The sequence below is a fragment of the Hymenobacter roseosalivarius DSM 11622 genome, from assembly GCF_900176135.1.
Taxonomy (GTDB): domain Bacteria; phylum Bacteroidota; class Bacteroidia; order Cytophagales; family Hymenobacteraceae; genus Hymenobacter; species Hymenobacter roseosalivarius.
On the sequence record NZ_FWWW01000055.1, the window covers coordinates 151,528 to 163,808 of the forward strand.

At 58.2% G+C, this 12,281-nt stretch carries 9 protein-coding genes; all 9 read left to right on the top strand.

Annotation, left to right across the window (positions count from 1 at the left end; genetic code table 11):
- Positions 1-72: 72 nt before the first annotated feature.
- The gene (locus B9A24_RS07885; RefSeq protein WP_394334634.1) at positions 73-1,560 is read left to right on the top strand and encodes a UDP-N-acetylmuramoyl-L-alanyl-D-glutamate--2,6-diaminopimelate ligase; all 1,488 of its coding nucleotides are present in this window, start codon (positions 73-75) and stop codon (positions 1,558-1,560) included.
- 212 nt (positions 1,561-1,772) lie between these two features.
- Positions 1,773-2,993 (top strand): phospho-N-acetylmuramoyl-pentapeptide-transferase, encoded by a 1,221-nt coding sequence (gene mraY, locus B9A24_RS07890; protein WP_084444631.1) that lies wholly within the window; start codon positions 1,773-1,775, stop codon positions 2,991-2,993.
- Positions 2,994-3,122: 129 nt separating this feature from the next.
- The gene (murD, locus tag B9A24_RS07895) at positions 3,123-4,499 is read left to right on the top strand and encodes a UDP-N-acetylmuramoyl-L-alanine--D-glutamate ligase (protein ID WP_084444632.1); all 1,377 of its coding nucleotides are present in this window, start codon (positions 3,123-3,125) and stop codon (positions 4,497-4,499) included.
- Positions 4,500-4,509: 10 nt separating this feature from the next.
- On the top strand, positions 4,510-5,688 hold the full coding sequence (locus tag B9A24_RS07900) for an FtsW/RodA/SpoVE family cell cycle protein (RefSeq protein WP_084444633.1): 1,179 nt from the start codon (positions 4,510-4,512) through the stop codon (positions 5,686-5,688).
- 45 nt (positions 5,689-5,733) lie between these two features.
- Positions 5,734-6,870, top strand: coding sequence for an undecaprenyldiphospho-muramoylpentapeptide beta-N-acetylglucosaminyltransferase (gene murG, locus B9A24_RS07905; RefSeq protein WP_084444634.1), 1,137 nt, complete (start codon positions 5,734-5,736; stop codon positions 6,868-6,870).
- Positions 6,867-8,390, top strand: a complete 1,524-nt coding sequence (locus B9A24_RS07910; RefSeq protein ID WP_084444635.1) for a UDP-N-acetylmuramate--L-alanine ligase — start codon at positions 6,867-6,869, stop codon at positions 8,388-8,390. The genes murG and B9A24_RS07910 overlap by 4 nt, the downstream gene beginning before the upstream one ends.
- Positions 8,374-9,138 (top strand): cell division protein FtsQ/DivIB, encoded by a 765-nt coding sequence (locus tag B9A24_RS07915; protein ID WP_084444636.1) that lies wholly within the window; start codon positions 8,374-8,376, stop codon positions 9,136-9,138. Before B9A24_RS07910 ends, B9A24_RS07915 begins: the two co-directional genes overlap by 17 nt.
- Positions 9,139-9,242: 104 nt before the next feature.
- Complete coding sequence (ftsA, locus tag B9A24_RS07920) at positions 9,243-10,613, top strand: cell division protein FtsA (RefSeq protein ID WP_084444637.1); 1,371 nt, start codon at positions 9,243-9,245, stop codon at positions 10,611-10,613.
- A 162-nt stretch (positions 10,614-10,775) separates the two neighbouring features.
- The gene (gene ftsZ / locus B9A24_RS07925) at positions 10,776-12,275 is read left to right on the top strand and encodes a cell division protein FtsZ (protein WP_084444638.1); all 1,500 of its coding nucleotides are present in this window, start codon (positions 10,776-10,778) and stop codon (positions 12,273-12,275) included.
- Positions 12,276-12,281 lie beyond the last annotated feature (6 nt).

Consider the following 12,281-nt stretch of genomic DNA (forward strand, 5'->3'; position numbering starts at 1 on the left):
TCCCTAACCCCTTCTCCCCAGGAGAAGGGGTTAGGGAATGAGGCTCTACCACCACAGTCAGTAACCAACCCATTGACCAACTCAACTCCCATAGCGCAACCCCTCGCCGACCTGCTGACCGCCGTAACGGTGCAGGCGCAGCATGGCCCAGCCGCTGCGACCGTGCAGGGCCTCACGCTGGACTCGCGGCTGGCGGGGCCGGGGATGGTGTTCTTTGCCCTGCGCGGTGCCCAAACCGACGGCCACCAGTTCATCGACAAAGCAGTGGCCCAGGGTACGGCGGTGGTAGTATGCGAAAATTTGCCCCCCAGTCTCGACCCGGCTACTGCTTACGTGCAGGTACCCGACAGCGCCGAGGCTATGGCCTACATGGCGGCGGCGTTTTATGGTCATCCTTCGCAAAAGCTTCAATTGGTAGGCGTGACGGGCACCAATGGCAAGACCACCTGCGCCACGCTCCTGCACAAGCTGTTCCGGGAGCTGGGCTACCGCGTGGGCCTGCTCTCCACAGTGCAAAACCAGATTGACGAGGAAGTTATTCCGGCTACCCACACCACACCCGACGCTATTCGGTTGAACGAGCTGCTGGCCCGCATGCTGCGCGCCGGCTGCACTTACGTGTTTATGGAAGTCAGCTCCCACGCCGTGGTGCAGCACCGCACGACGGGTTTGCGCTTCGTGGGGGGCATTTTCACCAACCTCACCCACGACCACCTCGACTACCACGGCACCTTTGATGCGTATCTGAAGGCCAAGAAGGGCTTTTTCGATCAGCTCGGTAAAGATGCTTTTGCCCTCACCAACGCCGACGACAAGCGCGGGCTGGTGATGCTGCAAAACACCGTCGCCCGCCGCGAAACCTACTCGTTGCGCAGTCTGGCTACGTTTCGGGCCAAGCTATTGGAAAACGCCGTGCACGGCCTGCACCTGGAAATAGACGGCCGCGAGGTGCAGTTTCGGCTCATTGGCGTATTCAATGCCTACAACCTGCTGGCCGTGTACGGGGCCGCCGTATTGTTGGGCGAAGACCCCACGGAGGTACTCACCATACTATCGGGCCTCACCTCGGCGCCGGGCCGCTTCGAGCCCATCGTGGCCGAGCGCACCCGCGTGACGGGCATCGTGGACTATGCCCACACGCCCGACGCGCTGGAAAACGTGCTTTCCACCATCGCCCAGATTCGCCAGCCCAGCCAGCAGGTGATTACCGTAGTCGGCTGCGGTGGCAACCGCGACGCGGCCAAACGCCCCGTAATGGCCAACCTGGCCGCCAAGGGCTCCGACCGCGTGGTGCTCACCTCCGACAATCCGCGCTTCGAAGACCCTAACGCTATTCTGACCCAGATGCAGGCCGGCGTCCAGCCCCAGGAGCTGGGCAAAGTCCTTACTATTCCCGACCGGCGCGAGGCCATCAAAACGGCCGTGGCCCTGGCCCAGCCCGGCGACATTGTGCTGGTAGCCGGCAAAGGCCACGAGACTTACCAGGAGGTGCAGGGCGTACGGGGGCCATTTGATGATAAACAGGTACTACAGGAGATGTTTGATTTGCTGAATAAATGAAACAGGCCGTCATGCAGAGCGGTAGCGAAGCATCTCGCGGGCTGACGCAGGATTAGTGCTCCCACTACCACCAGCGAGATGCTTCGCTACCGCTCCGCATGACATTCGCGTTACACCAAAAACCCGAAAACACAACCTTTGACCTCAACCCAAAAAGCTAAACCTTTGCAACTTGGCCTAACGCCGCTTTCTACCCGCTGACTCTCGCGCCCATGCTTTATTACCTCTTCACGTACCTCAGTAAAAACTACCATCTGCCGGGGGCGGGCGTGTTTCAGTTTATCTCGTTTAGGGCGGCTATGGCCGTTATTACTTCCCTGCTGATTGCGCAAGTTTTCGGCAAAAGCCTGATTCGCATTCTGCAAAAGAAGCAGGTGGGCGAAAGCATCCGCGACCTGGGCTTGCAGGGCCAACTGGAGAAAAAAGGCACCCCGACTATGGGCGGTCTGATTATCATTCTGGCTATTCTGGTGCCCGTGCTGCTGTTTGCCAAGCTCGACAATATCTACATCGTGCTCATGCTGCTGAGCACGGTTTGGCTGGGCCTGATCGGGTTTCTGGACGATTACATCAAGGTGTTTCAGAAGAATAAGGAAGGCCTTAGTGGGCGCTTTAAAGTGCTGGGTCAGATTGGCTTGGGTATTACCGTAGGCTGGGTGCTGTTTTTCAGCAATGAGGTGACCGTGCGTCAGTACCTGCTGCCCAGCGGGCAGTTGTCGGCCGTGGATGCCAGCACGGTGTATCAGGATGTGAAGCTGATGATTACCACCATTCCCTTCGCCAAAAACAACGAGCTGAACTACGGCAACCTCTTCGCCTACGCCGGCCCCTACTTCAACGGCCTCTATAGCTTCCTCTACATTCCTATTGTCATCCTGATCATCACGGCCGTCAGCAATGGCGCCAACATCACCGACGGCCTCGACGGCTTGGCGGCGGGCACCTCCGCCATTATCGGTATCACGCTGGCCATTTTTGCCTTCGTGAGTGGAAACGCACTACTAGCTGATTACCTGGATGTTATGTTTATTCCCAACTCCGGGGAGCTGGTAATCTTCTGTACGGCTTTTGTGGGGGCCTGCGTGGGGTTCTTGTGGTACAACAGCTACCCGGCCCAGGTTTTTATGGGCGACACAGGCTCGTTGGCCATCGGCGGCATCATCGCGGTGCTGGCCCTTATCATTCGGAAAGAGCTGCTGATACCGGTGCTGTGCGGGGTGTTTCTGATTGAAAACCTCTCGGTTATCGTGCAGGTCAGCTACTTCAAATACACGCGGCGCAAGTACGGCGAAGGCCGGCGTCTGCTGCGGATGTCGCCCCTGCACCACCACTACCAGAAGCTGGGCTACCACGAGTCCAAAATCGTGTCGCGCTTCTGGATTGTGGGTATTATGCTGGCCGTGTTTACGCTGGTTACTTTGAAACTACGCTAGTATGGATAAGGCAAACGTCGTTTCCCGCAGAGGTACGCAGTGGTTTCGCGGAGGGTCGCGGAGGTCGTCCTCTGCGTTCCTGCGCGAAAACCTCAGCGTACCTCTGCGGGAACCTCTTCCTGAACAACTATGCACATTGTAATATTAGGCGCAGCGGAAAGTGGAGTAGGGGCGGCGCTGTTAGCGCAAGCCAAAGGCCACACTGTGTTCGTGTCCGACGGGGGCGCGATCAAGCCAGATTACAAGAAAAAGCTAACCCAGGCCGGCATCCGCTTCGAGGAAAACCAGCACACGCTGGAAGCTATTCTGCAAGCCGATGAAGTCGTGAAAAGCCCCGGCATCCCGGAAAAGGCCCCCGTCATTCAAGCCCTGCGCGAAAAAGGCATACCTATTATCTCCGAAATCGAGCTGGCCGGGCGCTACACCCAAGCGAAGTGCATCTGCATCACCGGCACGAACGGCAAGACCACAACCACGCTGCTCACTTATCATTTACTAAAAGAAGCGGGCTATAACGTGGGCCTGGCCGGCAACGTGGGCTACAGCCTCGCCGAGCAGGTGATGGCAGATAAACACGACTACTATGTGGTGGAGCTGAGCAGCTTCCAGCTCGACGACACCCACGATTTTGCCCCCTGGCTAGCCATTCTTCTCAATATTACCCCCGACCACCTCGACCGTTACGACTACTCGCTGGAAAGCTATGCGGCGGCTAAAATGCGGGTCGCCCGGAATGTGAGCCGCTACTTTATCTATAATGCCGACGACCCGGAAACGCGGAAAGCAGTAGCGGCTTCAGCGGCTCACGAGAATGCGTTGGCGTTTGATCAGCATCTTAACGAGGCTAATAAGAACATGGCCGCCTGGTACGGACCGGATGGAAGCTTACAGGTGCACTTACCGGAATGGCCAGCGAGTAAAATTGAGCACATCGAAGTGGCCAACTCGCCGTTGATTGGGCAGCACAATCAGCAGAATATGGCGGCGGCTATTCTCGCGGCCAGCGTAGCAGGTTTATCGCCCGCGCAGATTGAAAGCGGCTTGGTGTCCTTCAAAAATGCCCCCCACCGCCTCCAGTTAGTTGGTGAGCACAACGGCGTGAAGTTTATCAACGACAGTAAGGCCACGAATGTAGAAGCCGCTTGGTTTGCCCTGGACGGCGTGCGACAACCCATCGTCTGGATTGCCGGCGGCACCGACAAAGGCAACGACTACACCTCCTTGCTGCCTTTGGCCAGACAGAAAGCCAAAGCCCTGATCTGCCTCGGCGTAGATAATGAAAAGCTGAAAGCCAGCTTCGGCGGCGTAGTGCCGCACCTGGAGGAAACGCAAAGCATTGAAGCCGCCGTACGCCGCGCCGCCGCCCTGGCCGCGCCCGGCGACGTGGTGCTGCTCTCGCCCGCCTGCGCCAGCTTCGACCTGTTTAAAAACTACGAAGACCGCGGGGGGCAATTTGCTGCCGCCGTGGAAAAATTGACAGCTAACGAATCAGCGAAACCAGCTTAATCTGCGATTTATGGAACCCGTCAAACTCTGGCTGCAACGCAACCTCAAAGGTGACCCTATTCTGTGGGGCATTGTATTGCTGTTTTCTTTTATCAGCATCGCGGTGGTGTACTCGGCTACCGGCACGCTGGCCTACAAGAAGATGGGCGGCAATACGGAGTACTTCCTGATCAAGCACACGGGTCTGATCGTGGTGGGCCTGGCGTTTATGTGGCTGGCTCACCGTATCGATTACCGGTACTACTCGCGCCTGTCGCTGTACGCGCTGTTGCTGTCGGTGCCACTGTTGCTGTTTACCTACTTTATGGGCTCGAATATAAACGAGGCCTCGCGCTGGCTCACTATTCCGGTCATCAACCAAACCTTCCAGCCTTCCGACCTGGCCAAGCTGGCGTTGATTTCTCACCTAGCGAGTATGCTCAGCCGTCGCCAGCAGCATGTGCAGGATTTCAAAACGACGCTGTTGCCCGTAATGCTGTGGGTGGGTCTTATCTGCGGTATTATTATCATGAGTAATGCCTCCACGGCGCTGCTGCTGTTTGCCACCTGCCTGCTGCTGATGTTTATCGGGCGCGTGCCGCTGAAGCAGATGGCCGTGATGGTGCTCATCGGCGCTGTCGTGGGTGGTATCGGGCTTTCCTCGGGCCAGCGCTACAAAACGGTGCTCACGCGTATTGAGAGCTTCACCGACAAGAGCAAGCCCGTGCCGTTTCAGCTGGAGCACAGCTACATCGCCATTGCTACCGGCGGCCTCAGCGGCAAAGGTCCCGGCAAAAGCACCGAGCGCAACATCCTGCCTCACCCGTATTCCGACTTTATTTACGCCGTCATTATTGAAGAATATGGCCTGATCGGGGGCGTAGTGGTGTTATTTCTTTACCTCGCCTTTCTGTATCGGGGCCTGAATACCGTAATTCATAGCTACGGAGCCTTTGGGGGGCTTTTATCGGCCGGACTAACGTTTAGTCTGGTCTTGCAGGCGATGGTGAATATGGGCGTGGCCGTAGGTCTGGGACCAATTACCGGTCTGCCGCTGCCTTTGCTGAGTATGGGCGGTACCTCTCTGATTTTCACGGGTATCAGCATCGGCATTATCCTGAGCGTGAGCCGTGGGGAGCGGGAAATCCGCCCCATGACGGGCGAGCCGGAGGATACGGCCCGGATTCCCAAGAAGACAGCCTACGCTTAACTGCATAGGTTACTCTACACAGTTATAAGTACAGCCTACGCTTACATGCCCAAGTCGAACCTCCAGTTTATTTCGTCACATCCCGCGCCCTACCGCATTATTATTAGCGGTGGGGGCACGGGGGGGCATATCTTTCCGGCGGTGGCTATTGCTAATGAGCTGCGGCGGCGGCAGCCGGAGGCTGAAATCCTTTTTGTAGGTGCCAACGGCCGCATGGAAATGACCCGCGTGCCCGAGGCTGGCTACGACATCGTGGGCCTTGACATCAGCGGCTTGCAGCGCCGCCTGACCCCACAGAATCTGCTGTTTCCGCTGCGGGTGATTCGGAGTATTAAAAGAGCGGGTAAAATCATCGAGAAATTTCGCCCCGAAGCTGTGGTGGGTGTTGGCGGCTATGCGTCGGCTCCTATTCTGCTGGCTGCCGCTTCGCGTGGTATTCCGGCGCTTATTCAGGAGCAGAATTCTTATGCTGGTCTGGTCAATAAACTGCTGGGTCGGCGCGTAGATCGTATCTGCGTGGCGTATGAGGGGATGGAAAAGTTTTTCCCAAAAAATAAGATTGTACTCACCGGCAACCCCGTCCGCACCGAAATTGCGTCCGGTGACCGTGCCGAAGCGCTAACGTTTTTTGGCCTTTCGCCTACTAAGAAAACCCTGCTGGTAATTGGCGGCAGCTTAGGTGCCCGCACCCTGAACGAAGCCACGGCCGCTGCGCTTGCACGCCTGCAAGCCGCCGACGTGCAACTGCTCTGGCAAACCGGCAAGCTGTACCACGCCACGGCCCAAGAGCAGGCCGCCCCATTTGCCGCCGACGGTATCCGGGCCCTGGAGTTCGTGCAGCGCATGGATCTGGCCTACGCCGCCGCCGACGTGGTGGTGTCGCGCGCGGGTGCTTTATCGGTTTCGGAGCTGTGCCTCACTGGCAAGCCTAGTTTGCTGGTGCCATCGCCCAATGTGGCCGAGGATCATCAGACTAAAAATGCCATGGCCCTGGTGCGCCGCCAGGCGGCCCTGCTCATCACCGATGCCGAGGCGCCCGCCCGCCTCTACGATGAAGCCCTGAGTCTGCTGGCTGATGAACCCCGTCAGCACCAGTTGAGCGTGAATGTGCGCCAGCTGGCCCGCCCCGACGCTACGGCCGCCATCGTGGACGAGCTGCTTACTATTATGGACCGCCGATGAACCCCGTAGCCGCATTTCCTTATGTCTATTTTCTTGGCATCGGCGGCATTGGCATGTCGGCGCTGGCGCGGTGGTTTCAAGCTAACGGTCACCAGGTGAGCGGCTACGACCGCACTGCCACGCCGCTTACCGAGGCATTGGCAGCCGAAGGCATTGCCGTGCATTACGCCGACGCGGTAGAAAATATTCCGGCCGCGGTGCGCGAAAATGCCCCCCAGACGCTGGTCGTGCTCACGCCCGCCATTCCCGCCGGCCATCAGGAGTGGGCCTGGCTGCGTGAAAAGGGCTACGATATCCGTAAGCGCAGCCAAGTGCTGGGTTTGCTCACGCAGGGCCAGCGCACCATTGCCGTAGCCGGCACCCATGGCAAAACCACTACGTCCTCCATGCTGGCCCACCTGCTCCACCACGCGGGCGTCGATTGCTCGGCTTTTCTGGGGGGCATTTCCGTGAATCTGGGGTCAAATCTATTGTTACCAGCTGGCCGAGGTGGTACTACGGCTCAAAGCCGTAGTACCACTATCGTAGAACAGACTGGTAGCGCAGCCATTAGCAACGATAGTGGTACTACGACAGAAAAAGTCGTAGTACCACCCACGCCCGTGGTAGTAGAGGCCGACGAGTACGACCGCAGCTTCCTGACTTTATTTCCCGACGTAGCCATCGTCACCAGCACCGACGCCGACCACCTCGATATCTACGGCACGCAGGAAGCTTTAATAGAATCCTTCCGCCAGTTTGCGGGGCAGATAAAGCCTGGCGGTACCTTGCTGCTCAACCACACCGCCGACGCCCGCGTGGCCGCCGCGGTACCGGCCGGCGTGCAGGTCATTCATTATGGGTTAGAAGCCACGCCGGAGGCAAATCTGTACGCGGCCAACGTGACAGCCCACGGCCACGAGTTTCGCTTCGACGTGCATAGCCCGCTCGGCAACCTGACTGATCTGCAGCTCACGGTGCCCGGCTTCCACAACGTGGAGAATATGCTGGGGGCCATTTTCGCGGCCCAGCTCGAAGGCGTGCCGGCCCATAAAATTGCCGCTGCCGTGGCTGCCTATCGGGGCGTGAAGCGGCGGTTTGAGTTTATCGTAACCACAAAAAATAAGGTGTATGTGGATGATTATGCCCACCATCCACGCGAAATAGAGGCTTTCCTGCGTTCCTTACGGGCATTGTACCCGCAGAAACGTCTGCGCGTCATCTTTCAGCCCCATCTTTTCACCCGTACCCGCGACTTCGCGCCGGGCTTTGCCCAGAGCCTGAGCCTGGCCGATGAAGTGGTGCTGCTCGACATCTATCCGGCCCGCGAGCTGCCCCTCGAGGGCGTAACTTCCGAGCTGATTCTATCTCAGATAACGGCTCCGAAAAAGTCTTTGCAGACCAGGGAGCAAGCCGTGAGGGCTGTTGCTACCGACGATGACTTCGACGTGCTGGCTACCGTTGGAGCCGGCGATATTGATCAGCTGGTGCCTCAGCTACAAACCATTTTAACCAGCCGCTGGCATGAAACTCAAGCCTAACGCCAAAAATTACCTGTTTGCGACCGCCTGCCTGCTGTTGCTTAGCGGTCTGGCCGTGTTTGCCGGTGTGCGCCAGGCCAGCCGCCCCGTGGGTGGGGTTATCGTGACCATCAGCAACGAGTCGAATAACTACTTCATCAGCGAGCAGGAAGTGACGGCGCTGCTCACCCGCGATGGCAACCAGCGCCTGGAGGGGGCCCGCCCCGAGGACGTAAACCTGAAAGCGCTGGAGGCGCGTCTCAAAGCGCACAGCTTCGTGCGCGAAGCGCAGGTATACCGCGACCTGGCTGGTAACCTGCACGCCGATGTGCGCCAGAACCGCCCTATCGCCCGCCTCGTGCACGCCGATACTCGCCGCGACAGCTACCTCGACGCCGAAGGGCATGAGCTGCCGCTTTCACCTTTGTTCACCGCGCGGGTGGTACCTGTAGCGCGCCAGGGCGGTATTCCGCTGCCCGCTACCTTTTTCCGCGACTCCACGGGCCGCCGCTACCTTGAGGTGCTGCGCTACATTGATGAGCATCCGTTTTGGCGGGCGCAGGTAGCCGAGGTCTTTATTGGGGCCAACGGCAAGCTTGCTTTTACCCAACAAATAGGAGATCAACGAGTAGAATTTGGGTTTCCAGAGAATATTTCAGAAAAATTCGCGAAACTAATGGTATTTTACCGGCAAATTCCACCAGTTTTAGGATGGGATACCTACCACCGTGTCAACGTCGAGTTTAAAGACCAGATCATTTGCGAATAACTATACACTCTCTGTAACGCCTAAAAAGGCCCTCCAAGCGCCCTAAATAGCGTTTTTTTAGATACACTCTGCAACTTCCCGCAAACCCTGCCAGTACCTACCCCATGCAAAACGATAAAATTGTAGTCGGCCTCGACATCGGCACCACCAAAATCTGCGTCCTGGTAGGGCGCAAAAATGAGTTTGGCAAACTTGAGATCCTCGGCATGGGTAAAGCCGTGTCGGAGGGTGTAGTGCGCGGTATTGTATCCAATATTGACAAAACTGTCGACGCTATTAAGAAGGCTATCCGGCAGGCAGAAGAGCAATCTGGTATCAATATCGGCGTGGTCAATGTCGGCATTGCTGGCCAGCATATTAAGAGCCTGCAGCATAATGGCAGCATCACGCGCGCTTCACAGGATAGCGAGATTACCGTCGATGACGTGAACCGCCTGACTAACGATATGTATCGTTTGGTAACCCCACCCGGCTCCGAGATTATCCACGTAATGCCCCAAGATTATAAGGTGGATTACGAGGAAGGTATCATGGATCCGGTAGGCATGTCGGGTGTACGCTTGGAAGGTAATTTTCACATTATTACCGCCCAGAGCACCGCCATCAATAACATCAATAAGTGCGTGACCAAGGCCGGCCTGGAGATTGATAACCTGATTCTGGAGCCGCTGGCCTCAAGCATGTCGGTACTGAGCGATGAGGAGAAAGAAGCCGGTGTAGCCCTGATCGACATCGGTGGCGGCACTACTGATTTGGCTATCTTCAAAGACGGCATCATTCGCCACGCGGCCGTGCTGCCCTTCGGCGGCAACATCGTGACCAGCGACATCAAGCAGGGCTGCCTGGTGATGCAGAACCAGGCCGAGCAGCTGAAGGTGAAGTTCGGCAAAGCCATTGCCGAGGAAGCCTCTGACTACGAAATCGTGAGCATTCCGGGCCTGCGCGACCGGGCACCGAAGGAGATTTCTCTGAAAAACCTGGCCCACATCATCGAGGCCCGGATGGAGGAGATCGTGGAGCTGGTGTACGCCGAGATTCAGCGCACCGGCCACGCCGACAAGCTGGCCGCCGGCATCGTGCTGACGGGCGGCGGCTCCCAGCTTCAGAACCTGGTGCAGCTCACCGAGTACGTTACGGGCCTGGATACGCGCATCGGCTACCCCAACGAGCACCTGGGCAAGAGCCGCATTGAAGCGGTAAAATCGCCGATGTACGCCACCTCCGTGGGTCTGGTGCTGGCCGGCTACCGCTCTATCGACGAGCGCGTAAGCCGCGGCTACGAGCCCGAGGAGCAGGTGTATCGGGCGGCTCCTGAGCCACGCGCTGAAGCGCCTGTTATGCCCGCCGCGCCCCAAAAAGCCCCCCAGACGCCACCCGCGCCTAAAAAGCCCTCCGGGGCCGGCAAGTTTTTCCAGGATATCATCAGCCGCACCAAAGGTTTGTTGATCGACGATTTTGACGACAAGCAGTATTAAGGTCAATGATAGACGCCGACCGATAAAATCGTCTGTCATCCTGAGGAACGAAGGACCTTATCACACCTGAATAAGTCATCAGTGATTCATCGTTCAATTGGCATAAGGTCCTTCGTTCCTCAGGATGACGAGCGTATTTCTCTCATTGAAAACTGAAATAGCATGAACTATAAATTCGATATTCCGTCCACTTCCAAGTCCATCATCAAGGTGATTGGCGTGGGGGGCGGCGGGTCCAATGCCGTGAACCACATGTTCAGCCAGGGCATCAAGGACGTAGAATTCGTCATTTGCAACACCGATAAGCAGGCCCTGCACAGCAGTACTGTGCCCACCAAATTGCAGATCGGCGTCGACCTGACCGAGGGTCTCGGGGCCGGCGCTAACCCCGAGCGGGGCAAGCAGGCCGCCATCGAGAGCCGCGAGCAGATCCGCGAGCTGCTCAGCAACGGCACCCGCATGGTGTTTATCACGGCCGGTATGGGCGGTGGTACGGGCACCGGGGCCGCGCCCGTAATTGCCAAAGTGGCCAAGGAGCTGGGCATCCTGACCGTGGGCATCGTGACTGCGCCTTTCCTCTTTGAGGGCAAAAAGAAGCGGCAGCAGGCCGAGCACGGCATCAAGGAGCTGAGTGAGAACTGCGACACGGTGCTCGTGATTCTGAACGATAAGCTGCGCGAGATTTTTGGCAATCTGCCCATCCGCGCCGCCTTCGCCAAGGCCGATAACGTGCTGAGCACGGCCGCCAAGAGCATCGCCGAAATCATCACCGTGACCAGCGAGGTGAACGTGGACTTTGAAGACGTGAAAACCGTCATGAAGGACTCGGGCGCGGCCGTGATGGGCAGCAGCATCACCGACGGCGAAAACCGCGCCCAGCGCGCCGCCGAGGAAGCCCTGGCCTCACCGCTGCTCAACAACACCGACATCCACGGGGCCCAGAAAATCCTGCTCAGCATCATGTCGGGCGACCAGGCCGAGCTGGAGATGGACGAGCTGACCGAAATCACGGAGTACATCCAAAACAAAGCTGGCCAGGATGCCGAGGTTATTTTCGGCCACGGCATCGACGCAACACTGGGGCAAAGCATCCGCGTGACGGTGATTGCCACGGGCTTCGCCCGCGACGCGCACACCATCAATACGGGCTTTGTGAACAATAAAACGGAGCCCGAGCCCGATCCGCAGATTAACCTCTTCGACCAGGACCGCCAGGAAGCCCCCGCGCCCGTGGTGCCCACGTTCAGCGCGCCCGCACCGGCGCCGGTGCCCGTGCCGGCCCCCGCTCCGGTCGAGCCGCCCAAAGTAACCTTCGATCTGGAAACATCGGCCTCGAACTACGTGCCGCCGGTAGCCGCGCCGTCGTCGCCGGCCCCGGAGCTGGTAGCCGTGCAGCAGCCGGCCCCGCCGTCGGCACCCGCCGCCCCGCGCCCCACCCTCGACGCCCGCGCCGACGAGCGCCGCCGCCGCCTCCAGGACCTGAGCAACGGCCTCACCAACGACGCCATCAAGGACCAGCTGGAAACGCCCGCCTACCTGCGCCGCCACGTAAAGCTGGAGAACGTGACGCCATCAAATGAGCGCGACATTTCCCGGTTCAACTTATCAGATGATAATGAGCTGCTGGGCGACAACCGGTTTCTGCATGATAATGTAGATTAAGGTTCT